Origin of the sequence: Paraburkholderia ferrariae NBRC 106233 (genome assembly GCF_000685035.1) — a bacterium.
In the GTDB taxonomy this organism is placed as follows: domain Bacteria; phylum Pseudomonadota; class Gammaproteobacteria; order Burkholderiales; family Burkholderiaceae; genus Paraburkholderia; species Paraburkholderia ferrariae.
In genome coordinates this window covers 14,511-38,558 of sequence record NZ_BAYB01000027.1, presented here as the reverse complement: position 1 = coordinate 38,558, position 24,048 = coordinate 14,511, and the positions used below count along the sequence as shown (strand labels likewise).

The 24,048-nt window shown below is 67.2% G+C and carries 23 protein-coding genes; 17 read left to right on the top strand and 6 right to left on the bottom strand.

The features are described 5' to 3' along the window. Positions 1 to 239 precede the first annotated feature (239 nt). Complete coding sequence (metE, locus tag BFE01S_RS25550; protein WP_028227948.1) at positions 240 to 2,534, top strand: 5-methyltetrahydropteroyltriglutamate--homocysteine S-methyltransferase; 2,295 nt, start codon at positions 240 to 242, stop codon at positions 2,532 to 2,534. 136 nt (positions 2,535 to 2,670) lie between these two features. Here the strand turns inward: metE and BFE01S_RS40165 are convergent, their stop codons facing one another. Continuing rightward, on the bottom strand, positions 2,671 to 3,876 hold the full coding sequence (locus tag BFE01S_RS40165; protein ID WP_052420983.1) for an FUSC family protein: 1,206 nt from the start codon (positions 3,874 to 3,876) through the stop codon (positions 2,671 to 2,673). Between the two features lie 264 nt (positions 3,877 to 4,140). Here BFE01S_RS40165 and BFE01S_RS25540 point away from each other — a divergent pair, with 264 nt between their 5' ends. Continuing rightward, entirely contained in the window at positions 4,141 to 4,662 is a 522-nt protein-coding gene (locus tag BFE01S_RS25540; RefSeq protein ID WP_028227947.1) for a GFA family protein, read from the top strand. Between the two features lie 115 nt (positions 4,663 to 4,777). Here the strand turns inward: BFE01S_RS25540 and BFE01S_RS25535 are convergent, their stop codons facing one another. The 4 genes from BFE01S_RS25535 to BFE01S_RS25520 form a co-directional block, all read right to left on the bottom strand. Further along, positions 4,778 to 6,607: an LVIVD repeat-containing protein gene (locus tag BFE01S_RS25535; protein WP_042338549.1), complete on the bottom strand. Its 1,830-nt coding sequence runs from the start codon at positions 6,605 to 6,607 to the stop codon at positions 4,778 to 4,780. 17 nt (positions 6,608 to 6,624) lie between these two features. Next, on the bottom strand, positions 6,625 to 7,665 hold the full coding sequence (locus BFE01S_RS25530; RefSeq protein WP_028227945.1) for a porin: 1,041 nt from the start codon (positions 7,663 to 7,665) through the stop codon (positions 6,625 to 6,627). Between the two features lie 332 nt (positions 7,666 to 7,997). Next, positions 7,998 to 8,951 (bottom strand): 2-hydroxyacid dehydrogenase, encoded by a 954-nt coding sequence (locus BFE01S_RS40160; RefSeq protein ID WP_042338547.1) that lies wholly within the window; start codon positions 8,949 to 8,951, stop codon positions 7,998 to 8,000. Next, positions 8,948 to 9,376: a VOC family protein gene (locus BFE01S_RS25520; protein ID WP_028227944.1), complete on the bottom strand. Its 429-nt coding sequence runs from the start codon at positions 9,374 to 9,376 to the stop codon at positions 8,948 to 8,950. Before BFE01S_RS25520 ends, BFE01S_RS40160 begins: the two co-directional genes overlap by 4 nt. A 201-nt stretch (positions 9,377 to 9,577) precedes the next feature. On the opposite strand from BFE01S_RS25520, the gene BFE01S_RS25515 reads away from it, so the two are divergent. Continuing rightward, positions 9,578 to 10,558 (top strand): alpha/beta hydrolase, encoded by a 981-nt coding sequence (locus BFE01S_RS25515; RefSeq protein ID WP_028227943.1) that lies wholly within the window; start codon positions 9,578 to 9,580, stop codon positions 10,556 to 10,558. Between the two features lie 45 nt (positions 10,559 to 10,603). Then, positions 10,604 to 11,542 (top strand): dihydrodipicolinate synthase family protein, encoded by a 939-nt coding sequence (locus BFE01S_RS25510; RefSeq protein ID WP_042338545.1) that lies wholly within the window; start codon positions 10,604 to 10,606, stop codon positions 11,540 to 11,542. A gap of 2 nt (positions 11,543 to 11,544) precedes the next feature. Here BFE01S_RS25510 and BFE01S_RS25505 read toward each other — a convergent pair whose 3' ends face one another. After that, positions 11,545 to 12,204 carry a GntR family transcriptional regulator gene (locus BFE01S_RS25505; RefSeq protein ID WP_028227941.1) on the bottom strand — a complete coding sequence of 220 codons (660 nt, stop codon included), beginning with the start codon at positions 12,202 to 12,204 and terminating at the stop codon, positions 11,545 to 11,547. A 312-nt stretch (positions 12,205 to 12,516) separates the two neighbouring features. Between BFE01S_RS25505 and BFE01S_RS25500 the strand changes: the two genes are divergently transcribed. The 13 genes from BFE01S_RS25500 to BFE01S_RS25440 all read left to right on the top strand — a co-directional run bounded on the left by BFE01S_RS25500 (position 12,517) and on the right by BFE01S_RS25440 (position 24,035). Further along, positions 12,517 to 13,437, top strand: coding sequence for a fumarylacetoacetate hydrolase family protein (locus BFE01S_RS25500; RefSeq protein ID WP_028227940.1), 921 nt, complete (start codon positions 12,517 to 12,519; stop codon positions 13,435 to 13,437). A 53-nt stretch (positions 13,438 to 13,490) separates the two neighbouring features. Continuing rightward, entirely contained in the window at positions 13,491 to 14,531 is a 1,041-nt protein-coding gene (locus BFE01S_RS25495) for an ABC transporter substrate-binding protein (protein WP_084170148.1), read from the top strand. A 50-nt stretch (positions 14,532 to 14,581) separates the two neighbouring features. Continuing rightward, positions 14,582 to 15,145 (top strand): VOC family protein, encoded by a 564-nt coding sequence (locus tag BFE01S_RS40155; protein ID WP_042338544.1) that lies wholly within the window; start codon positions 14,582 to 14,584, stop codon positions 15,143 to 15,145. Positions 15,146 to 15,158: 13 nt separating this feature from the next. Then, on the top strand, positions 15,159 to 15,902 hold the full coding sequence (locus tag BFE01S_RS25485) for an ABC transporter permease (protein ID WP_028227938.1): 744 nt from the start codon (positions 15,159 to 15,161) through the stop codon (positions 15,900 to 15,902). Then, positions 15,902 to 16,759 (top strand): ABC transporter ATP-binding protein, encoded by an 858-nt coding sequence (locus tag BFE01S_RS25480; protein ID WP_028227937.1) that lies wholly within the window; start codon positions 15,902 to 15,904, stop codon positions 16,757 to 16,759. Before BFE01S_RS25485 ends, BFE01S_RS25480 begins: the two co-directional genes overlap by 1 nt. 48 nt (positions 16,760 to 16,807) lie before the next feature. Next, positions 16,808 to 17,800 carry a LysR family transcriptional regulator gene (locus BFE01S_RS40150; protein WP_042338542.1) on the top strand — a complete coding sequence of 331 codons (993 nt, stop codon included), beginning with the start codon at positions 16,808 to 16,810 and terminating at the stop codon, positions 17,798 to 17,800. 126 nt (positions 17,801 to 17,926) lie between these two features. Then, positions 17,927 to 19,417, top strand: coding sequence for a 2-hydroxymuconic semialdehyde dehydrogenase (locus BFE01S_RS25470; protein ID WP_028227936.1), 1,491 nt, complete (start codon positions 17,927 to 17,929; stop codon positions 19,415 to 19,417). After that, positions 19,414 to 20,247, top strand: coding sequence for a fumarylacetoacetate hydrolase family protein (locus BFE01S_RS25465; RefSeq protein ID WP_042338541.1), 834 nt, complete (start codon positions 19,414 to 19,416; stop codon positions 20,245 to 20,247). The genes BFE01S_RS25470 and BFE01S_RS25465 overlap by 4 nt, the downstream gene beginning before the upstream one ends. Next, entirely contained in the window at positions 20,244 to 21,197 is a 954-nt protein-coding gene (locus BFE01S_RS25460; protein WP_028227934.1) for an acetaldehyde dehydrogenase (acetylating), read from the top strand. The genes BFE01S_RS25465 and BFE01S_RS25460 overlap by 4 nt, the downstream gene beginning before the upstream one ends. Before the next feature lie 18 nt (positions 21,198 to 21,215). Beyond that, positions 21,216 to 22,274, top strand: a complete 1,059-nt coding sequence (dmpG, locus tag BFE01S_RS25455; protein WP_028227933.1) for a 4-hydroxy-2-oxovalerate aldolase — start codon at positions 21,216 to 21,218, stop codon at positions 22,272 to 22,274. After that, positions 22,271 to 23,044: a 2-keto-4-pentenoate hydratase gene (locus tag BFE01S_RS25450; RefSeq protein ID WP_028227932.1), complete on the top strand. Its 774-nt coding sequence runs from the start codon at positions 22,271 to 22,273 to the stop codon at positions 23,042 to 23,044. Before dmpG ends, BFE01S_RS25450 begins: the two co-directional genes overlap by 4 nt. Then, entirely contained in the window at positions 23,041 to 23,472 is a 432-nt protein-coding gene (locus tag BFE01S_RS25445; RefSeq protein WP_028227931.1) for a RidA family protein, read from the top strand. Before BFE01S_RS25450 ends, BFE01S_RS25445 begins: the two co-directional genes overlap by 4 nt. Before the next feature lie 38 nt (positions 23,473 to 23,510). Next, complete coding sequence (locus BFE01S_RS25440) at positions 23,511 to 24,035, top strand: 3-hydroxyanthranilate 3,4-dioxygenase (RefSeq protein WP_028227930.1); 525 nt, start codon at positions 23,511 to 23,513, stop codon at positions 24,033 to 24,035. Positions 24,036 to 24,048 lie beyond the last annotated feature (13 nt).

The following is a 24,048-nucleotide window of genomic DNA, read 5'->3' as shown; positions in this document are numbered from 1 at the left end:
ACGTCTTCTTTCAATATATTCTCTCGTATATTTCGTGCGGCTGCCATGTTCGCATCGCGCAAGGGCCGCCTGCGCCGGATCGGACGATGACGAGATGAGTGCGTTCGAGCATGATGGGCACCCCGGGGTTATAAATGAAAAAAACTAATGGATGAATGAAATAATGCCATTTTATTTCATAATCTGGAAACCCTATCATGGCTGCCAATCCCAGCAACTCTCATCGGATGGCAGCCTCCATGGTCACGACGCATAACCTCGGCTTTCCGCGCATCGGCGCAAAACGCGAACTCAAGTTCGGTCTCGAACGCTACTGGAAGGGTGAGAGCTCGCGCGACGAACTCAAGGCGCTCGGCGCGCAGCTGCGCGCGCGCCACTGGGACCAGCAGAAGGGACTCGATCTCGCGCCCGTCGGCGACTTCGCGTTCTACGACCAGGTGCTCGACATGAGCTTCACGCTCGGCAATCTGCCGGCGCGCGTACAGGGCTTTCATGGCGACAAGCTCGACAACTATTTCCGCGTGGCGCGCGGCCGCTCGGCGGCGGGTGCCGAAGAGCACGCAGCGTGCTGCGGCGGCGTGGCGGCCGGCGAAATGACGAAGTGGTTCGATACCAACTATCACTACATCGTCCCCGAATTCACGGCCGATACGCAATTCAATCTCGACTTCTCGCGCCTTTCCGGGCAACTGCGCGAAGCGCAGGCGCTGGGCGTGAAGGTCAAACCAGTGATCATCGGACCGCTGACCTACCTCTGGCTCGGCAAGGCGAAAGACGATTCGGACAAGCTCGCGCTGCTGCCGCGCCTCATGGCCGTGTATCGGGCGCTGCTGAGCCACTTAAACGCCGTGGGCGTGGAGTGGGTGCAGATCGACGAGCCGATTCTCGTGACCGAACTCGAACCCGCCTGGCGCGAAGCGTTCGCGAGCGCGTACGAAGGCTTCGAAGTGCGCAGCGTGAAGCTGCTGCTGGCAACGTACTTCGGCCAGCTCAAGGAGAATCTCGATCTCGCATGCAGCCTGCCGGTGGACGGTTTGCATATCGACGCGATCAACGCCCGCGACGAAGTCGCACGGGCCGCGCAGAAGCTGCCCGCGCAAAGCGTCCTTTCGGTGGGCGCCATCAACGGCCGCAACATCTGGAAGACGGACCTGAACGCCGCACTCGAATGGCTCGCACCGCTCGCGCAGCAACTGGGCGAACGTCTGTGGATCGCCCCGTCGTGCTCGCTGCTGCACGTGCCGGTCGATCTCGCGAGCGAAGCAAAGCTCGACGCCGAAATCCGCTCGTGGCTCGCATTCGCGCTGCAAAAGCTCGACGAACTCCAGGTGCTGGCCGCCGCGCTGAACGGCCGGCGCGACCAGGTTGCCGACGCGCTGGCCGCGAACGCCGCCGCCATCGCCGCGCGCCGCAACTCGCCGCGCGTGAACAACCCGGCGGTGAAGGCCGCGATCGCGCGCATCGACGCGGCGCTCGGCAAGCGCCAGCACGCCTATGCGGAGCGCGCGCCGAAGCAGTCCGCCATCCTGAACCTGCCCGCGTACCCGACCACGACGATCGGCTCGTTCCCGCAGACCGCGGACATTCGCCACGCACGCAGCGAGCACAAGGCGGGCCGCCTCGACGACGCCGGCTACCAGGTGGCGATGCGCAGGGAAATCGAGCGCAGCGTGCGCGAACAGGAAGCGCTGGGTCTGGACGTGCTCGTGCACGGCGAGGCCGAGCGCAACGACATGGTCGAATACTTCGGCGAGCAGTTGAACGGCTACGCGTTCAGCCAGTTCGGCTGGGTGCAGTCGTACGGCTCGCGCTGCGTGAAGCCGCCCATTCTGTTCGGCGACATCAGCCGCCCGCAGGCGATGACGGTGGCGTGGATCACCTACGCCCAGTCGCTCACGAACAAGCCGATGAAGGGCATGCTCACGGGCCCGGTGACGATCCTGAACTGGTCGTTCGTGCGCGACGACCAGCCGCGGTCGGTGTCGTGCTACCAGCTCGCGCTGGCGATCCGCGAAGAAGTGCTGGACCTGGAAAAGGCCGGCGTGCGCGTGATCCAGATCGACGAGGCCGCGCTGCGCGAAGGCTTGCCGCTGCGCCGCGCCCAGTGGGGCGAGTACCTGCGCTGGGCGGTGGAGTCGTTCCGCATCGCGGCCAACGGCGTGCAGGACGAAACGCAGATCCACACGCATATGTGCTATTCGGAGTTCAACGACATCATTGCGTCGATCGCCGACATGGACGCGGACGTCATCACGATCGAGACCTCGCGCTCGGATATGGAACTGCTCGACGCGTTCGACAACTTCAGGTATCCGAACGAAATCGGGCCGGGCGTCTATGACATTCACTCGCCGAACATCCCGACGCAGGAGCACATCGTGGCGCTGATGCAGAAGGCGGCCGAACGCGTGCCGGCGGGGCGCCTGTGGGTGAACCCGGACTGCGGCCTGAAGACGCGCCAGTGGGCGGAAGTGATTCCGGCGCTGACCAACATGGTGGCCGCGGCAAAGGTGCTGCGCAGCCAGGCCCAATAACGCTCACGTCGTCAGCCGTACACAGGCGTCCCGGGCCGGTCCCGGGACGCTCCGACCGAGACGGAAGGCGAAAACCCGGGCCGTTAAGAGCCTGGGCGGCTGCGTGCCGCGGCACACTGCGTCACGCGGGCCGCCTTCACTCCGCCGCGAGGCTCGCCTCTACCTCGACCTCCGCGTTCACCTTCGCCTTTGCCGCCCGGGCGGCCGCGGAGGGCATCAGCAACACGGCCACCGCCACCGAAATGAGGCAGCCGGCCACCACTTCCTCGATGCGCAGCTTCGCGAGCGGCACGATCGCGAAGCCAAGCTGGCCATACACGAGGCCCACGAGCAGGGTGATGAAGAACACGCCGCGCGCATAGGCGTGGAGAATGAAATAGGCCCACCCGAACACCGATAGCGCCATGGCCGCCATGAGAATGCCGGCCTCGTGCGGGAACGCGATCACGAGGAGCGCGCTGACCGCGGCGCCCGCAAGCGTGCCCGTGAGCCGTTTGGCGACGCGGGCGAGCGTGTCCTCGCGCGAGTGGGTGCCGAGGAACACCACGAACGTGCTGATGACCGCCCACATGGAACGGTCTTCCGACAATTCGCTTCCCGCGAGCATGGCCAGCAGGGCCGAGATCGTCGCCAGCGCGGCCGTGCGCCAGGCGAGATGCCGGTGCCCGCGGGCGAGCGCGGCAACGTCGGCCAGCCGCGGTTGACGGAGTCTCGCGCACAGGCGGCCGGCCCCGCGCACGGCGTCGCCGGCGCGGGCTCTTGCGCTGGAGGCACCGTGGTAAAGCGCCCGCGCGAACGCGCGCCATTCCCCATCGCGCGGCGCCATCGGCAGCACGATGCGCCCCACGAACGCCACCACGACCGGCGCGCTCGCCATCACGGCGAGCATGGCGAGCAGCTTGTCATGCGAAGGATGCAGGTACAGGCCCAGGTAGAACGCCACGAGCGCAAGCAGCGCGCTGCCTACGGCGCGCGGTCCGAGCGGCTGGCAGAGCATGCCGATGAACACGACGAGCAGAAGCCCGGCATAGCGCAGTTCCGGCTGCGACGCGATCAGCGCCGACGCGGCGAACGACGCGCAGGCCCAGAAGGCCATCGCGAAGAGCGAAACGAGCCAGCCCGACAGGCGGCTTTCGCGCAGAAAGAGCGGCGCGATCATGGCGAACAGCGTGCCGGGCGCGGCGAGGGTGATGTCCTCGTGGTGCTGGAGCGTCCAGGCAACGTTGAGCGCGGCGGTCAGGACGCAGGCGAGCGTCGAGCGGCCCGCATTGCGCAGACGCGAGAATTCGGGGTCGTGGGCGAGCGCCCGGTCTAGCACGCGGGAGCAGGCGGCGGCAATCATCTTCGATGCGATCCGTACAGATCGGCGTCCCGGCTTGTGGCCTTGCGCCGATGGCCGGGCATGACGGCCCGGCATTGAATGGACGCCGCACGCGTGTCCCGGCCGGGATCTCCGGCGAGGCATGCGCTCGGCGAGGCTTGACACCCGGCCCGGCGGGGCGCGCGTCAGGGTAAGGGCACGCGAACTATGGGCAGGGTTTTCCCGAATGATAGCCGAACAAAATTACTGGAATATCGCAATGCCGGGTCGGCAAGGAGACTTCACGTGACGAATGCGACTGACTACCCCATCGAAGGCGGCTGCGATTGCCGGTTCGTGCGCTATCGGCTGCTGTGTGCGCCGCTCTTCGTGCATTGCTGCCATTGCCGCTGGTGCCAGCGCGAGAGCGGGGCGTCGTTCGCGCTCAATGCGATGATCGAGAGCGAGCGCCTCGAATTGCTGGGCGGCGCGCCCATGCTGGTCGATACCCCGTCCCAGAGCGGGCGGGGGCAGAAGATCGCCCGCTGCCCGACGTGTTCGGTGGCCCTCTGGAGTCATTACGCGGGCGCGGGGCCGGTTCTGTCGTTCGTCCGTGTCGGCACGCTCGACAATCCCGACCGGCTGCCGCCGGACATTCATATTTTTACGGCGTCGAGGCAGCCGTGGGTGGTGCTGCCCGAAACGACGCCTGCCGTGCCGGAGTATTACGACCGCGAGCAGTACTGGCCGCCGGAAAGCCTCGCGAGGCGCCGGGCTCTGCTGCCGCGCATCGAGGCGTGGCAGGCTGCGCAGCGAAGCGGGCGCTAGCGGCCCGGGCGATCCAGATGCATCCAGCGCATCCTGACGCACTAAACGGCGCGTGCGGCCCGAAAACGAGACGCCCGCGCCGTTGCCATGACTTCGACTATCGCAACGAAGGTGCTTACCGCGGCGGCCAGGGCTTGGCCGGCATGCCCGTCACCGGCGCGCCCAGCAGCGGCGTGGAGAGCGCGTAGGCACCGTTTTCGGTGAAGGCCCAGATGATGTTGCGGTCATACTCGGTGTAGATCGCGAACACCCCCTTGCCCAGCGTGTACGACGGCAGTTGCGATTCGTCCGCGAGCGCCGGCACGAAATAGCCGGCGATCTTCGGGTGCGCGGGATCTTTCACGTCGAAGATCTGCACGCCCGCGTTATAGAACGAATACGGCACGATGCCCTGGCGCCACGTACCCGGCTGGCCGATTGCGTTGGCGCGCTTCGGGCCGAAGTTGCCGCCGCGCTGGCAGAAGTCCGTGAACGGCGCGCCTTTGGGCACTTCGGGGCGCGGCAGGGTGGTCGCCACTTTCAGGTGCGAAGGATCGCGCGCGTCGATCACGTAGATATCCTTGAACGGCTCGTAGCAGTCGCGGTTCATCGGATAGCCGTTGGTGAGCACGTAGCCGGTGCGCGCGTACTGGCTCACGTCGGCGTTGTCGAACTCGGTGCCCGCGTAGCTCGGCGGCGTGTTCACGTTGCCGAGGATCTTCGGCTTTGCCGGATTCGTGAGGTCGAACGAGTAGAAGCCGAGTCCGCCCATCGCGCCGAAGCCGATCTTGCCGCCGTTCTCGAGCGGCCTCGGCAGGAAGATCGGATTGCGCGAGCCCATCCACGACGTGCGGTTGCCCGCGCGCGGATTCATCAGATAGGCATCCTCATCTTCCTTGTTGCCGAGGATCTGGCCCGGTACCGAGATCTGCGTGAGGAACACCGGATTGGCCGGGTCCGACATGTCCCACACCTGGTAGCCCGGCGAGTACAGGTAGTTCGGGTATTCGGTGAGCGCGTAGCTGTCGTCGGGGGCCGACGACACGATCATGTACTTGCCGCCGTAGTACTCGGGCGCGTCGAGCGAACCGGAGCCTTGCTGCTGGCCGATGGGCGCGTCCGGGTGCCTGTAGTCGGTGGTGCGGGTGGCGAGCAGCTTCCACTGGCCCGGCAGCGGGCCGTCCATCTCGTACACGCGGAAGCCCTTGAGCGAGTTGTAGTGGCGCTGCGCGGCCACCTTGTCGGGCTGGTCGATCTTCTCGGTCATGAGGCCATAGCGGCCGATCTCGAACGAGGCCACCAGCACCGGCTTGCCGAGCTTCTTGCTCCACGCGATGGTGGCGCCGCCCAGGTAGTCGTGAACGTTGTTCGGATCGAACGGCTCGCTCGAACCCTTCGGGCCCCACACGCCGCCGCGCGAATAGACCACCTTGCCGTTGGCGGGGTCGGTCACATCCATGATGCGCAGGTAGTCGCGGTCGTGGATGTAGAGGTAGCGGTGGCCGTCGAAGTCGGCGATGTTGTTCCAGGCGTGGAAGGGCGAATCGACACCGGGATAGAACGCCAGCACCTTCACGTTCTTCGTGTAGCTGTTCTTGTCCCACGTGGTCAGCTCGCCGGGGAAGCGCTGGCCCTGGTGCACTTCGGGCGTTGCCTTCGGCCACACGAACTTGCCCGTTGCCGGGTCCATGCCGTAGTCCACGCCCGGCTTGAGCGGCTTGGGACTGCGGTCCGGCGTGAGGCGCAGCCAGCCCGCGAGGTAGGGGTCCTGCACCTTCGGCTCGCCGGGCGTGCCGGGTGTACCCGTCGCGGCTGCAGGGCTCGATGCCGCGGCGCTGGCTGCGGCGTCGTCGGCTGCGGCCGCTTGCGCGCCCACGGCCAGCGTGGCGGCCGCGGCGACGAGAAATGCCAGCGCCGAGCCTTTGGCGAGCTTCGTCTTCAGATATCGGTGTTGCTGTTCAAGCATGTGCTGCCTCCTTGTTTTCAGAATCCGTGCCGAATGCCGATCTGGAAGCCCGTGGGGCTCTGGCCGGCATTCGGGTACTCCTGGAACGTGACCGGATACGGGACGGCCACGTTTTTCCTGTTCCAGACGTGCGCAAACGTGGTGTACAGGTCCGTGCGCTTCGACAGCGCGTACATGTAGCCCGCCACGGCGCCCGTTGCGGTGCCGAGCTCCGTGTTGTTGTCGTCGTGACGGTGCACGACGCTCACGAACACGCGATTGATGCCGTCGATGTTCCAGCGCGCGCCCAGTTGCACGTCCCAGCCCTGCGCGTTGAACGCGACGTAGGGCGGGTAGGCGTAGTAGCCGTTGTAGGTGTGATAGATCGCCGTGGGCTCGAAGCCGCCGAAGCGATACACCGCGGAGAAGTAGTTGTCGCGCGACGAGTGGATTTCGGCGGCGTTGTAGATGTCGCGGGTGTACTGCAATTCGCTCACGGCGCCGAGGAAAATGGGACCGTTGCGGTAATCGACGCCGGTGCTGAGGAAGCGCCCCGCGCGCGTGCCGTCGCCCACGCCGGTGGTGATCATCACGCGGCCGGTGAAACCGTAGAAGGTGGGCGACTTGTATTCGATGGCGTTGTCCACGCGGTACGACGCGTAGAAGAACTGCATGTCGTCCACCATACTGAAGTCGGCGGCCCAGCTCGGGTCGGCGTAGCCGGCAATCCAGTACGAAGGCGTGAACTGGCGGCCGAACGTGAGCTCGCCCCAGTTGCCCTTGAGCCCCACGTACGACTGGCGGAACTGCGTGGACTGTTCGCCGTTGTTCGCGCTGAACATCGGCTCGATCGTGAAGAGCGCCTTGTTGCCGCCGCCCAGGTCCTCCACGCCGCTCATGTTGAAGCGCGAGTTGTTGAGGCCGCCGCTCGACATGCGCCACGGGTTGCCGCCGGAGCCCGACGAAATCAGGTGCTCGATGTTCATATCGACCCAGCCAGACAGCCACAGGCTCGTTTGCGCGTGGGCGCCGGCGCAGGCGCACAGCGCCGCACCCGCCGCGATTACCTTCTTCTTCATTCGATCTCCTGATAATTGTCGTTCTTTGCGTGCGCGGGCGCCAGAAGGCGCTAAAAGTCGTTGGGTGCGCACGTTAGCGAAGCGTTCGGCCAGGGCCCCTGCATGACCCGATACCCCAACCGTGCTTCGCTGACCAAGGGTGTCGATGCGCTGCGTCGGCTTGTGCGTCCCGCGCTCTGGCTCGCGGGGCGCTTCCCGTATGCTTCCGTTTGCGTACCGCATCGATCGTGTATACACAAACTGGTTAAAATTATACTTACGGAAAAAAATGAATTCGTAGCATTATTTTTTTATACAAACAGCCATTTTGGTTATAGCGGGTTGACCCTGGTTCAGACCGCTACGGCTCGCGTCACGCGTTCGCCGCCAAAGTGCTGCGCGAAGCTGGCCAGCAGCGCGTCGCGCTGGGCGAGCCACGCCGCGGGCGAGCGGCCCGCCATGTGCGGCGTGACCAGCACGTCGGGATGCGCGAACAGCGCGGCGGGCACGGCGGGTTCGTCCTCGATCACGTCGAGGCCCGCGCCTGCAATCTCGCCGGCGTGCAACGCGTCGAGCAGCGCGCCGGTATCGAGCACGGAGCCGCGCGAGACATTGACGACATAGCCTTGCGGGCCGAGTGCGCGCAGCACGGCGCGATTCGCCAGATGCCGCGTGGCCGGGCCGCCCTGGCAGGCGAGCACGAGAAAGTCGCTGCGCTGCGCAAGCGGCACGAGGTCGGCGTAGTGCGTTCCCGGAGCGTCCTCGTGCGGCGAGCGGCTGTGATAGCCGATCGTCATGTCGAATCCCCCGGCGCGCGCCGCGATCAGGCGCCCGATGCGCCCCATGCCGACGATGCCGAGCGCCGCACCCGCGAGCGTGGGCCGGGCGCCGCGCGCGCCATGCCAGTCCCCTTGCTGCACGGCGCGCGTGAGCGGCGCGTAGCCGCGCGCGAGCGCGAGCATGAGGCCGAGCGCGTGGTCCGCCACGGTGGCCGCATTCGTGCCGGGCGCGTGCGTGACGACGATGCCGCGCGCGGCCGCCGCCGCGACATCCACGTTTTCATAGCCCGCGCCGAACGCGCTCACGATTTCGAGCGACGGCAGCGCCGCCATGCGCGCGCGGTCGAGGCCCGTGGAGCCGTTCGTCACCACGGCCCGCACCGTGGCGGCGGCAGCGGCTTCGGGCCAGCTGCCGTCGGGCCGGTAGTCGAGCGCGTAGTCGCGCCGCAGGGCGGCGAGCGTTGCCTCGGGCAGCGGGATCAGGGCCAGCACGCCGGGCGGCCCGCCGGCGGTGCGCGGCAGGCTCATGACTGGGCGCCGTCCGCGTCGGCCGACGGCACGACTTCCTTCACCGCGCCCTTCCAGCCGTTCTGCGTGATATCGAACACGGTGCCATCCGGCATGCGGTATTTCACCTCGTAGAACACGTTCGGGTCCTGCTCGTGGCGCCCGGTGAGGTAGGTGCCGCCGGCCGCCGCCACGCGCGCCGCCGTGGCATCCACGTCGTCCACCCACATGCCGAAATGGATCACGCCGCGCACGTCCTTCAGGCCGGCGTAGCCCGGCACCGTCTCGTCCTTGAAGTTGAGCAGGGCCACGTTCATCGTGCCGTCCGTCATATAGATGCCGCGCATGGCCTTGCCTGCGCGGCGCATGCCGAAAGCCTGCTCGAAGAACTGCGCGGCGGCCTCCGGATCCTCGACGGAAAGGGCGATGTGACGAAGCTTGTCCATGAAAGTCCTCGAAAGATGGCGGCGTGTGCCGCGGGGAATGGGGTTGCGCGACTGTGGCTCAAATCGGCGCAAAACTTCATCCGGTATACTACGTAGATATTGTGTATACACAAACGAGAATTTATATACCAGAATATGTCTCGTTGGCGGGTCGGTGCGGTTTGAGCAAGGCGCGCCGGTGGCGAAGCACGGAGACGAGGGATGCAGGCTGTGCAAGAACCGTTGGGAAATCTGTCCGCGACCATGCGGGAGCGCTTCGCGCAGATCGGGCCGCGCTGGGGCAGCGATATCAACGCGCACCGCGATCTGGTGATCGAGGCGTATTCGCCGCTCGTCGCCGCGGCGGCGGCGGCCGATACCGGCTGCGAGGTCACGCGCGACATCCCGTACGGGCCGCACGAGCGCCAGCGCCTCGACGTGTTCGCGCATGCGGCGACGCGCGCCCGCGGCGGGGCCGACGTGGTGCTCTTCGTGCATGGCGGCGCGTTCGTGCGCGGGCGCAAGAGCGTCAACGGCCTCATCTACGACAACGTGCCGCGCTGGTTCGCGCGCCAGGGCTGCGTGGCGATCAACGTGGAATACCGGCTTGCGCCCGAGGCGCCGTATCCGGCGGGGGGCGAAGACGTGGCCGCGGCGCTCGCCTGGGCGCACGCGCACGCGGGCGCTTATGGCGGCGACGCGCGGCGGATCTTTCTGGTGGGCCATTCGGCGGGTGGGGCGCACGTGGCGGCGTGTCTGGGCGACCCGTTGCTGGCCGCGCATCGGGCAGGGTCGGTGGTGGGGCAAGCAGCGGGACATGTAGCGGAAAAAGCAGCGGGCGCCGTGCTGATCAGCGCGCGCCTCGTGGCCGACGCGCTGCCCGACAACCCGAACGCAGCGGGCGTGCGCGCCTACTTCGGCGCCGACGAAACGCGCTACGCCGAGCGTTCGCCGCTCGCGTTCGCGCAACGCATCGGCGTGCCGCTCATGATCGTCGTGGCCGAATACGAGAACCCCTGGCTCGACGCCTACGGCGCGGCCTTCTTCGAGCGCGTGGCGCGGGAGCGCCAGCGCGACGGCCATCCCGCGCGGCCGCCGCGCTTCATGCAGATGCTGCGGCACAACCACACCTCGGTAGTGGCCCATTTCGATTCCGGCGAAACGCTGCTCGGCGAGGCCATGCTCGACTTCTTCCGCGCATGAGCCGCGGCTGAACGACCGCCCGGACTGAATCCTCAGGAGAACTGCATGTCTGCTTTTCGCAAGGCCGCCTTCGACGTGCCGCGCGTGTTCGCGCCCGTCGTCACGCCGTTCAATGCCGATTTTTCGGTCGATACGCCGCGTCTCGTTACGTTCTGCCGCTGGCTCGTGGGGCAGGGCGCGGGCCTCGCGCTCTTCGGCACCAATAGCGAGGCGAACTCGCTCACGCTGGCCGAACGCCGCGCCGTGCTCGATAGGGTGATCGCCGCGGATATCGACCCAGGCCAGCTGCTGCCCGGCACCGGCGCGTGCGCGCTGCCCGACGCGATCGAGCTGACGCGCCATGCCGCCGCGGCCCGCTGCGCAGGCGTGCTGATGCTACCGCCGTTCTACTACAAGGGCGTGAGCGACGAGGGGCTTTACGCGTATTACTCGGCGGTGATCGAGGCAGTGGGCTCCGCGGATCTGCGCGTGCTGCTCTATCACATCCCGCAGCTCACCGGCGTGCCGATCACGCCCGCGCTGATCGAGCGGCTGACCAACGCGTATCCGCACACGGTGGTGGGCATCAAGGACAGTTCGGGCGACTGGAGCAACACGGCCGGGCTGCTGGCGCGCTTTCCCGGCTTCAAGGTGTTTCCGGCTTCGGAGGCGTTGCTGGGGCTGGGCTTGCCGCTGGGCGCGGCGGGCTGTATTTCGGCGACGGCGAACCTGCAGCCCGGCGCGATTGCGAGCCTGCTCGCCGCGACGACGCTGGAGGCGCGCACGACCTGGGTCGATCAGGTTTCGACGATCCGTCTCGCGTTACAGGCGCATCCGTTGATTCCGGCGCTCAAGGCCGTGGTGGCGCAGCACACGCGGCATGCCGGCTGGGCGCGCGTGCGCCCGCCGCTCGTGCCGTTCGGCGCGCTCGCGGCGAGCACGTTGCTGGCGCAACTGGAGGCGCTGGGGTTCGCCATGCCCGGGCTCGCCCAGGCCGGCGGGTGAAATCAGGCGCTTTCGCGCTCGCTGCGCTGCCGCTTCAGGCGCCCCAGCACGACGATGGAAAGCCGCGCGGTGTGGTCGCGCATCGCGTTGTAGGCCCGTTCGGGGTTCGAATCGAGGATGGCGGCCACGATCTCGCGGTGCTCGTCCGTGGCCGCTTCGAAGCGCGAGGGCGTGGCGGGCTGCGCCGCGCGAAAGCCCGCGAGCCGCTGGCGCTGCACGGCGATGATCGAGGCGAGCGACTTGCTTTGCGCGCCCTTGCAGATCAGTTCGTGGAATTCGCGGTTCAGCTCGAAGTAGCCGGGTTCGTCGCCGCTCGCGATTGCCGCGTTCATCTCGGTTTCGAGTTCTTCCAGCTGCTTTTTCTCGACGAGGCTCATGCGCTGCGCGCTCAGGCGGCAGCACAGCGCCTCCAGCTCGCACATGGCTTCGAGCATGTCGGCCAGCTCGGCAAGGCTGAACTGGGCGACCACCACGCCCTTGCGCGGGGTGAGCTCCACCATGCCGCGCGCGGCCAGCTCGCGCAGCGCTTCGCGGATCGGCGTGCGCGAAGCGTTGAAACGCTCGGCGAGCGCGGCTTCTTCGAGCTTCTGGCCGGGCTCGAGCGTGCCGTCGATGATCTCGTCGGACAGCAGGCGGTAGATCTTGGAGGAGAGCGTCGTCATCGTATCGGTCGTCGATCTGTCGTCGGGTCGTCGTTTAGGCCGCCCGGAGCGGGCGGCACGGGCCGGAAACGGTCCCAGCAGGTCCCAGCAGGTCCCAGCAGCCGGGGACATTATGCGCCAGCCCACCGGGCGGCTCAATGCATCCGGCCGCCTGCGGTGTGCCGGATTGGCCCAGTGTACGCAGTGGCCCCTTTTTTCCCGATTGGTGTATACCTGAATGTATAAAAAAATACACTGAGTCATGATTGTATACGAATTGCGCGGACCCACGCGCAGCCCCCAGGATCGAGAAAGACAAGAGTGAGGACACAAGTGATCTGGTTTGCAATCGCAACGTATGAACAGGACGGCCGGGTGGCGACCGGGCTGGCCGTGGAGGGCGCGCTGTACGACGCGCAGGCCCTGCTCGAACGCACGGGCGGCGCACAGGCGCCGCTCGGGCTGGACGCGCTCATGGCCCGCTGGCCCGCCGAGGGCGACGCGGCGGTCGCGGGGCTGGCGCAGGCCGCGGCGGCCGTTGCCGCGGGCACGGCTGGCGTGGCGCCGCTCGAAGGCTACCGGCTGCACGTGCCGTTCGCGCCGCGCCGGATTTTCGCTGCGGCCTCGAACTACTACGAGCACGCGCGCGAAATGGGCACCGAACTCGCGCCGCGCGAGGAAAGCACGCCCTATATGTTCATGAAAGCGGAAACGAGCGTGGTGCCGACGCTCGCCGACGTGGTGATGCCCGCCCACGCCGAGCGCGTGGACTGGGAGGTGGAGCTGGCCGTGGTGATCGGCCGGGGCGGGCGCCATATCGCGCCGGAAAACGCCTTCGACCACGTGGCGGGCTACACGGTGCTCAACGACGTGAGCGCCCGCGACCTCAACCGCCGCACCGACTATCCGTTCAAACACGACTGGTTTCGCGGCAAGAGTTTCGATACCTTCGGTCCTTTTGGCCCGTGGCTCGTGCCGCGTGCGTGCATCGCCGAGCCGCAGAACCTGCGCCTGCGCCTTGCCGTGAACGGCGAGACCATGCAGGACGGCAGCACGTCCGAGATGATCTTCAGCATTGCCGAGCAGATTCACTACCTCTCGTCGATCCTGACGCTGCAGCCCGGCGACGTGATCGCCACCGGCACGCCTACGGGTGTCGGCATGGGGCGCGGCATCTATCTGAAGCCGGGCGACGTGATGGTGGCGTCGATCGACGGCATCGGCTCGATCGAGAATCCCCTCGTGCGCGGCTAAGGGCGCCGCAAGCGCCGCTGCAGCGGGCCGGGCAATCACAGACGGAGGAAGACATGTTTGAGCGGGTAGGGGCATGGGGGCGTTCGCGGGTGTGCGGGCTGGCTGCGGCGCTGGGGTTCGCGCTCGTGGCGTTGAGCGCGGCCGTGCCGGCGCAGGCACAGGCCGCCACGGCGGCGCCGGTGAAGGTGCGCGTAAACCTGGCCTGGCTGCCGCAGGGCAGCACGGGCGGCATCCTGCTGGCGCTTTCGAAGGGCTACTACCGCGAAGCCGGCCTCGATGTCTCGGTCATGCGCGGCTATGGCGGCCAGCGCACCGTCAACGAAATCGATGAAGGGCTCTTCGAATTCGGCTACGGCGACCCGGTGAGCGTGATGCTGAACCGCGCGCACGGCGGCCATGTGGTGCTCGTCGGCGCGGTCAACACGCGCTGGCCCGGCGCGATCTGCTATCTGGAGCGGCCCGGTTTCAAGGTGAATTCGCTCAAGGACCTCGCGGGTCTCACGCTGGGCGGCGGCAACGCCTCCGCCGTGCAGAACATCGTGCCCGAGTGGCTGAAGCAGAACGGCATGGCGCCGGACGCCATCAAGCTCGTGCGGCTCGATCCCGCCGTGATCAACACGGCGCTGCTGCAAAAGCGCATCGATCTTTCGGAGTGCTGGGAAGGCGCGAGCCTGCCGGTGCAGGCCGCCTTCGCGCAGCGTGCGGGGCAGCATCTCGGCAAGGTGTTCTATCGCGACTTCGGCCTCGACATGATGGGCAGCGGCCTCGTGACCACGGACGCCTTCGCCGCGCAGCACCCCGACGTGGTGAAGCGCTTCGTGGCGGCAACGTACCGCGGTTATGCGCTGATGCACGACCATCCGCAGGACGCCGCCGACGCCATCGCCGCGCAATACCCCATGCTCGACCGCACGATCCTGCTGCAGCAGATCCAGGAAACCAACGTGCTGATTACCGACGACCCCGCGCAGCACCCCATGGGCTGGCTGCGCCCCGAGCGGCTCGACGCGACGGCGGCCTTCGTGTCGCGCGCGTTCGGCCTCGGCGGCAAGGTGAAGGCCGGCGACATCTACACGAACCGCTTCGTGCAATAAGCAATCGACAACGGCCCGCGCCGTGCGCGGGTACAGGAAGGAGAGTGGCAATGAACAGCTTGCGTCCCAGGAGGCTCGGACACATGGTGCTGATGGTGCGGGACATCCACCGTTCCGCGCAGTTTTACACCGAAGTGCTGGGCCTGAAGGTTTCCGACTGGATCGGCGACCAGATGGTGTTCCTGCGCGCCGGCGCGGATCACCACGATCTCGCGCTTTCCCAACTGCCGAAAGACTCGGCCGACTTCAACGACCTGCCGCGCTACACGCGCCCCGGCCTCGAACATTTCTCGTATCTCGTGGAAAGCTACGAGGAAATGGAGCGCTCCGTGAAGGTGCTGCAGGAGCATGGCGTGGAGATCGTGCGGGGGATTGGCCGCCACGGTCCGGGCAACAACCTGTTCCTCGTGTTCAAGGACCCGGACGGCAACAACGTCGAGATCTACTGCGAAATGACGCAGATCGGCGAACACGATCCGTACGAGCCGCAGGTCTGGGAGCGCACCATCGAATCGTTCGACCAGTACCGCTTCGCGCGTTTCGTGGTGCCGCCTCCGCCGCACCTTGTCGCGCAGAAGTCGGGCGACGGAAAACCCGAAGAGAGTGATCAATAAAATCGGAGTCCTGATGAAACGACTGATCGAAACGGTCCTGTTCTGGGTCGCGGTCGGGCTCGTATGGGAGTTCGGCGTGCGCGTGTTCGGCGTGCGCGACTACGTGCTGCCGCCGCTTTCCGCCGTGCTCGAAGCCGGCTGGGCCATGCGTGCGCAGCTCGTCTCCGATACGCTCACCACCGCCTGGGAAGTGCTGGCCGGTTTCGCGCTCGCGCTTGCGGGCGGCCTCGCCGCGGGTCTTGCGGCGAGCTTTTCGTCGGTGGCGCGGCGCACGCTGCTACCCCTCGTGACGGCGCTGCAAAGCATGCCGAAGATCGCGCTTGCGCCGCTCCTGATCGTCTGGTTCGGCTACGGCTTCGCCTCGAAGCTCGCGGCCGCCGTGCTGTTCGCGTTCTTTCCCATCGTGATCGCGACGATGGGCGGACTCGCCAGCGTGCCGCGCAATCTCGACGAGCACTTTCGCGCGCTGCGCGCCTCGCCCGCGCGCACCTTCTGGTATCTGCGCCTGCCCGCCGCGCTGCCCGCGCTCATCGACGGCTTGAAGATCGCCATGCCGCTCGCGGTGATCGGCGCCATCGTCGGCGAGTTCATCGGCTCCGAGGACGGGCTCGGGCACCTGATCGTGTTCGCAACGTCGAATGCCGAAACGCCGCTGTCGTTCGCGGCGATCCTGATGGTGACCGTGCTGGCGATGGCGTTCTACGGCGCCGTCGATCTGGTGTCGCGCGCGGTCTGGTGGAGAGGAGTCACGGTCTGATGGCACGCGTCAAGCTTATGCGCCAGGAGGCGCGCGTGCGCGCCGCGGGCGCCACGGTTCATCCGCTCGCCTCGCCCGCTTCGGTCGAGGCGGCGGCGTTGATCGACATCGAGCGCGCCGGCAAGCGCTTCGCGGCGCGCGGCGGCGCGGGTGCGTTCGACGCGCTCGACGACGTCACCCTCAAGGTCGGCCAGCGCGAGTTCGTCTCGATCCTCGGGCCGAGCGGCTGCGGCAAGAGCACGCTGTTGCGCATGGTCGCGGGCCTCGCGCCGTGCGACGCGGGGCGCATCCGCGTGGGCGGCGCGAACGTGGACCAGCCGCTGGACGATATCGGCGTGGTGTTCCAGACGAGCAACATGCTCCCCTGGCTCACGGTGGGCGCGAACATCCGGCTCGGCGCGAAGCTGCGCAACCTGCCGCGCGAACAGGTGGAAGCGCGCCTGCCCGCGCTCATCGAAACGCTCGGCCTCGGGCAGTTCGTGGACCGCTATCCGCACGAACTCTCGGGCGGCATGCGCCAGCGCGCGTCGATCGGCCAGATACTGCTGCTCGAACCGCGCGTGATGCTGATGGACGAGCCGTTCGGCGCGCTCGATGCGCTCACGCGCGACCGCCTGAACGTCGAACTGCTGCGCATCTGGCAGCAGAGCACGCTCACGGTGCTGCTCGTCACGCACAGCATTCACGAGGCCGTGTTCCTGTCGGACCGCGTGATCGTGATGTCGCCGCGCCCCGGGCGCGTGCTGCACGACGTGCCGATCGATCTGCCGCGCCCGCGCGACCCCGACGAAACCCGCAACGACCCGCGCTACGGTTACTATGTGACGGAGCTCTCGAAAATGATGGGCGTATTTTGACGCGGGCCGCGGTTATCCACTGTGCCCGCGCGTGATAAAAAGCCAGCCATGCCAGTGAACCCCCTGAGCGAGATCTCCCTGATCCGCCGGCTGAAACTCAGCCAACTGATGATCTTCGAGCGCGTGCTGGAAACGCGCTCGGTCGTGCGCGCCGCCAACGAAATGCGGCTCACGCAGCCCGCCGTGACGAAGGTGATCCACGAACTCGAATCGTGCTTCGACGGCGAGCTTTTCCAGCGCTCCAATCGCGGCGTGGTGCCCACGGAACTGGGGCTGCTGCTCGGCCAGCGCGTGAAGTCGCTGATGGCGGAACTGCGCTACATGACCGACGAGCTCAACGATTTTCGCCTCGGCACGAGCGGGCATGTGATCGTCGGCACGCTGATTTCGGCTTCGGCGCGGCTTTTGCCGCTCGCCATCGCGAGGCTCAAGGCGCGCACGCCCAACGTGCTCGTGACGGTGCGCGAAGGCACGCCCGCGCACCTGTTCCCGGCGCTCGCCACGGGCGACGTGGATATCGTGGTGGGGCGCCTGCCCGAGCGCGAACTGCCGATTGCGAGCGCGTTTCCGCTCACGCACGAGCCGCTCTTCGACGAATCGCTTTGCGTGGTGGTGGGCGGGCGCAGCGAGGCGGGCGTGCCCGGTGAGGTGCAGCATCTCGCCGACCTCGTGAATTCGCCGTGGATCCTGCCCACGCCCGATTCGCCGGCCCGGCTTGCCGCCGAGCATCTGTTCCGCGCGGCAGACCTGCCGCTGCCCACCGATATCGTCGAATCGCTCTCGCTTCTCACCAATATCGGCCTGCTGCTGGAAACCCCGCGCGTGGCGCTGATGCCGCGCGTGGCGGCGCGCCAGTTCGCCGACGCGGGCCTGCTGCGCATTCTCGACCTGCCGGAAACGGGCTCGTTCGGCACCATCGGCTACTCGGTGCGCTCGAACAAGGAGCAGAGCGCGGCGTGCCGTGCCTTCGTCGAATGCCTGCGCGAAGCGGCCGGGGCGGAGCGCCAGGAGCCGGCCGCGGGGTTCGCCCAGACGGTCTGAAACCGTTGCTGGGCAAGGCTTGCGCCGGTATTCCGGTTTGGCATAGCGGCGGCCGAATGTTTGATTGTCGGTAAGCGCGGGACTTCCCTAGACTCGTGTGCACACATCAATCGAGCAGGAGGCGTTGTGATTCAAGAAGCGTCCGGCGCCGCGCGTGCGCCGCGGCTACTCCAGAACTATATCGACGGCGAATTCGTGGCGAGCGCCACGACCTTCGACGACCTGAGCCCCGTTGACGGCACGCTCGTCGCCCGCGTCTGCGAAGCCGACGCGCAGGCCGTCGACCGCGCGGTGCGGGCCGCCGCCGCCGCGCAGCGCGCCGGCTGGGGCGAGACGACGCCGGCCCGGCGCGCCGCCTGGCTCACGCGCATTGCCGACGGCATCGAGGCGCGTTTCGATGAATTCGTGGCCGCCGAAGTGGCCGACACCGGCCGCCCGCTGGCCCAGGCCCGCACGCTCGACGTGGCGCGCGGCATCGCGAACTTCCGCACCTTCGCCGACCTGATCCGCACCGCGCACAGCGAGTGCTTCGAAACCTGTGCGGCCGATGGCGCGGAGTACATGAACTACGTGACGCGCAAGCCGCTCGGCGTCGTGGGCATCATTTCGCCATGGAATCTGCCGCTGCTGCTGTTCACGTGGAAAGTGGCGCCTGCGCTGGCGATGGGCAACTGCGTCGTCGCCAAGCCTTCGGAGGAGACGCCGGGCAGCGCCACGCTGCTCGCCGAAGTCATGCACGAAGCGGGGCTGCCGCGCGGCGTGTTCAACCTGATCCACGGCCACGGGCCGAACGCGGCGGGTGAATTTCTCACGCGCCATCCCGGGATTTCCGCCATCACCTTCACCGGCGAATCGCGCACGGGCAGCACGATCATGAAGACCGTGGCCGATGGCGTGAAAGACATCTCGTTCGAACTGGGCGGCAAGAACGCGGCCGTGGTGTTCGCCGATGCGGACTTCGACGCGGCCGTGGAGGGCGTGCTGAAGTCGAGCTTCACGAACGCGGGCCAGGTGTGCCTGTGCAGCGAGCGCGTGTATGTGGAACGGCCCATCTTCGAGCGCTTCGTGGCCGCGCTGAAAACGCGTACCGAGGCGATTTGCGTGGGCGCCCCCGACGATCCGGCCACCACGATGGGGCCGCTCATTTCGCGCGGCCATCGCGAGAAAGTGCTCTCGTATTTCCGGCTTGCGGTCGAAGAGGGCGCGACGGTGGTCACGGGCGGCGGCGTGCCGGCCTTTGGCGATGCGCGCGACGAAGGCGCTTTCGTGCAGCCCACCATCTGGACCGGCTTGCCCGACACCGCGCGCTGCGTGACGGAGGAAATCTTCGGGCCGGTCTGCCACATCGCCCCGTTCGACAGCGAGGAAGAAGTAATCCGCCGCGTGAACGACAGCGCCTACGGCCTCGCGGCAAGCGTCTGGACGACGCATCTCGCGCGCGGTCATCGCGTGGCGAAGCGTATCGAAACCGGCATCGTGTGGCTCAACGCGTGGTTCGTGCGCGATCTGCGCACGCCGTTCGGCGGCTCGAAGCTCTCGGGCATCGGTCGCGAAGGCGGGCGCCACTCGCTCGACTTCTATTCCGAACTCACCAACATCTGCGTGAGGGTGGCATGAGCGTAATCGATCTGAACGCGGCGGCTGAAATCGCACGCCGGCTGCGCGAAGCGCAGGCGCGCGGCGTGCCGTGCGCGCCGGTGCGCGGCGCCATCGCGGAACTGGGCGGCGACGCGCTCGACGCCGCCTACGCGGTGCAGCGCATCAATACCGAACACCGTCTCGCGGCGGGGCGGCGGCTCGTGGGCCGCAAGATCGGCCTCACTTCGCAGGCAGTGCAGACCCAGCTAGGCGTGGACCAGCCCGACTTCGGCATGCTCTTCGACGACATGGCGATCGCGGACGGCGAAGAAATCGCACTCGCGCGCACCCAGCAGCCGAAGGTCGAAGCGGAAATCGCGCTCGTGCTGGAACGCAACCTTCCGCACGAGAAGCACACGCTGGCCGATCTGCTGCGCGCCACCGCCTATGCGCTGCCCGCCATCGAGATCGTGGGCAGCCGCATTGCGAACTGGGACATCCGCTTGACGGACACCGTGGCCGACAACGCATCGAGCGGGCTCTTCGTGCTCGGCAACCGGCCCGTGAAGCTCGACGCGTTCGACGTCGTCGCGTGCGGCATGGTGATGGAGCGCGGCGGCGACCCGGTAAGCGTGGGCGCGGGCGCTGCCTGCCTCGGCAATCCGCTTCATGCCGCGCTATGGCTTGCGGACACGATGGTGCGCGTGGGCGCGCCGCTCGCGGCCGGCGACATCGTGCTGACCGGCGCGCTGGGCCCGATGGTGGCCGTGGCGGCCGGCGACGTGTTCACGGCGCGCATCGAAGGCCTCGGCAGCGTGCGCGCTGTCTTTTCGGCCGCTCCCTCCTCTTCAACGGAATCCGCGTCATGAACGACAACACGAACCCAGGCGGGCAACTGGCCGTTGCCATCATCGGCTCCGGCAACATCGGCACCGACCTGATGATCAAGGTGATGCGCAACGCGCGGCATCTGCGCATGGGCGCGATGGTCGGCATCGATGCGGCCTCGGACGGCCTCGCGCGTGCCGCGCGCCTCGGTGTGCCGACCACGGCCGCCGGCATCGAGGGGCTTGTGGCGATGCCGCAGTTCGGCGACATCGGCATTGCGTTCGACGCGACTTCGGCCGGTGCCCACGCGCGCCACGCCGAAGTGCTGCGCCGCCACGGCGTGCAGGTGATCGACCTCACGCCCGCGGCCATCGGACCGTTCGTCGTACCCGTGGTGAACCTGTTCGAGCACCTGGACGCCCCGAACATCAACATGGTGACCTGCGGCGGCCAGGCCACGATCCCCATCGTGCATGCGGTGTCGCGCATCGCGCCGGTGCGCTATGCGGAGATCGTCGCTTCGATTTCGAGCCGCTCGGCCGGCCCCGGCACGCGCGCCAATATCGACGAGTTCACCGAAACGACCTCGCGCGCGATCGAAACCGTGGGCGGTGCTGCGCGCGGCAAGGCGATCATCGTGCTCAATCCGGCCGAGCCGCCGCTGATGATGCGCGACACCGTCTATTGCCTCACCGACGAAAACGCGGACACCGAAGCCATCGAGCGCTCGGTGCGCGCCATGGTCGCGGCCGTGGCGAGCTATGTGCCCGGCTACCGCCTCAAGCAGGCCGTGCAGTTCGACCGCTATACGGCAGAGAACCCGCTCGCGCTGCACGCGAACGAACGCCGCGCGGGGCTGAAGGTGAGCGTGTTCCTCGAAGTGGAAGGCGCGGCGCACTACCTGCCGGCGTATGCGGGGAATCTGGACATCATGACTTCGGCGGCGCTGGCCGCCGCGGAACAGATCGCGGCGAGCCGCGTGGCTGCCTAGCGGAGAAGGGGAACGACGATGACCGCCAATACAAAGAAGACAAAGAAGATCTATCTCTCCGACGTGACGTTGCGTGACGGCATGCACGCGATCCGCCATCAATATTCGCTCGATCACGCCGTGGCGATTGCCCGCGCGCTCGACGAAGCGGGGGTGGACAGCATCGAAGTGGCGCACGGCGACGGCCTTTCGGGTTCGAGCTTCAATTACGGCTTCGGCGCGCATACGGACCTGGAGTGGATCGAAGCCGTGGCGGGCGTGGTGAAGCGCGCACGCGTGGCCACGCTGCTGTTGCCCGGCATCGGCACCGTGCACGACCTGCGCGCGGCCTACGACGCCGGCGCGCGCACCGTGCGCATTGCCACGCACTGCACCGAAGCCGATATCGCGAAGCAGCACATCGAGTATGCACGCCATCTCGGCATGGATACCGTAGGATTCCTGATGATGTCGCACATGACCTCGCCCGAGGCGCTGGCCGCACAGGCGAAGCTGATGGAGGGCTACGGCGCGCAGTGCGTGTACGTGGTGGATTCGGGCGGCGCACTGAACATGCGCGACGTGGCCGCACGCTTCGACGCGATGAAAGCCGTGCTCGACCCCGCCACCGAAACGGGCATGCACGCGCACCACAATCTCTCGCTGGGCGTGGCCAATTCGATCGTCGCGCTGGAGCATGGGTGCGACCGCATCGACGCTTCGCTGACCGGCATGGGCGCGGGCGCCGGCAATGCGCCGCTCGAAGTGTTCGTGGCCGCCGTGGACCGCATGAAGCTCGATCACGGCTGCGACGTGAAAAAGCTGATCGATGCCGCCGAAGACATCGTGCGCCCGCTGCAGGAGCGGCCCGTGCGCGTGGACCGCGAAACGCTCGCGCTCGGCTATGCGGGCGTGTATTCGAGCTTCCTGCGCCATACGGAAGCCGCTGCCGCGAAGTATGGCCTGTCGGCCTTCGACATCATGGTCGAACTGGGGCGGCGCCGCATGGTGGGCGGCCAGGAAGACATGATCGTCGACGTGGCGCTCGATCTCGTCAATGCGCGCCGCGCCGCGGGCACGGCTCAGGAGGCCGCATGAACGACCTCGACGCCATTGCCGCGCAGCTCGACGACGCCGCGCGCCGCGCGGCGCCCATCCCGCAGTTGGCGCCCGATCTGGCCTTTTCGCTCGACGAAGCCTACGTGGTGCAGCGCGCCTCGATCGAGCGGCGCATTCATCGCGGCGAAAGCACGGTGGGCGTGAAGCTCGGCTTCACGAGCCGCGCGAAGATGATCCAGATGGGCGTGGACAGCCTGATCTGGGGCTGGCTTACGGACACCATGCTCGAAGAGGATGGCGCGCGCGTGGCGCTCGACCGTTTCATTCACCCGCGCGTGGAACCCGAGGTGTGCTTTCTCACGCGCCGCGACATCGACCGGCCGCTCACGCTGCTCGAAGCCTCGCAGTACCTCGAAGCCGCGGCACCGGCGCTCGAGATCATCGACTCGCGCTACCAGAATTTCCGCTTCTCGCTGGAAGACGTGGTGGCCGACAACTGTTCGTCGGCGGGCCTTACGGTCGGCTCGTGGACGCGGCGCTTCGAAGGCCTCGGCAACGCGGGCGTCGTGATGCGACTGAACGGACGCGTCGTGCAGACAGGGTCCACCGCGGCCATTCTCGGCGATCCGCTGCGCTCCGTCGTACAGGCCTCGCGGCTCGTTTCGCAAAGCGGTCTTGTGCTGCCCGCGGGCTCGCTCATCATGGCCGGCGCCGCGACGGCCGCCGTTGCCCTGCCGCCCGACGCGCACGTTCACTGTGCCGTCAACGGGATCGGCAGCACCGAATTCACTACTTACCGACTCTCATGAACCATTCAACGACTCAAGAAGCGCATGTGGTTGCCGGCAAGGCGAGGCCGCGCGGGCGCTTTCCGCACGTCACGCGCGCCGGCGACTTTCTGTTCGTCTCCGGCACGAGCTCGCGTCGCCCCGACAACACCATCGCAGGCGCCTCGGCCGACGAACTGGGCGCCGTGACGCTCGACATCCGCGAGCAGACGCGCGTCGTGATCGAGAACATCCGCGACATTCTGCGCAGCGTGGGCGCGGATCTGTCGAATCTCGTCGAAATCTCGTCGTTCCTCGTGAACATGAACGACTTTCGCGGCTACAACGAAGTCTATGGCGAGTACTTCGACGAAACCGGTCCGTCGCGCACGACCGTGGCCGTGCATCAGTTGCCGCATCCGCATCTGCTGATCGAAATGAAGGCCGTGGCCTACGCGCCGAAGCCATAACCCCAAAAATCCAGTCCGTGCAGGGAGGGACGAGAGACATGTTGCATTACGGCAAGCCATTCAACTTTCAGCGCTGGATCGACGAGCATGCGCATCTGCTCAAGCCGCCTGTGGGCAACCAGCAGGTCTGGCAGGACAGCGACATCATCGTGACGGTAGTTGGGGGTCCGAATCATCGCACCGACTACCACGACGATCCTTACGAGGAATTCTTCTACCAGCTGCGCGGCAACGCGTATCTGAACCTGTGGATCGACGGCAGCAAGGAGCGCCTCGATCTGCGCGAGGGCGACGTATTCCTGCTGCCGCCGCACGTGCGCCACTCGCCGCAGCGGCCCGAAGCGGACAGCGCCTGCCTCGTGATCGAACGGCAGCGGCCGCAGGGCGTGGTGGACGGCTTCGAATGGTATTGCGATGCCTGCGGCCACCTCGTGCGTCGCGTGGAGGTGCAGCTAAAGAGCATCGTCAAGGACCTGCCGCCGCTGTTCGACGCGTTCTACGCCTCCGGCGAGAAGCGCCGCTGCCCGCAGTGCGGCCACGTTCATCCGGGCAAAGCCGCCTGAGCGGCGCCCGGCG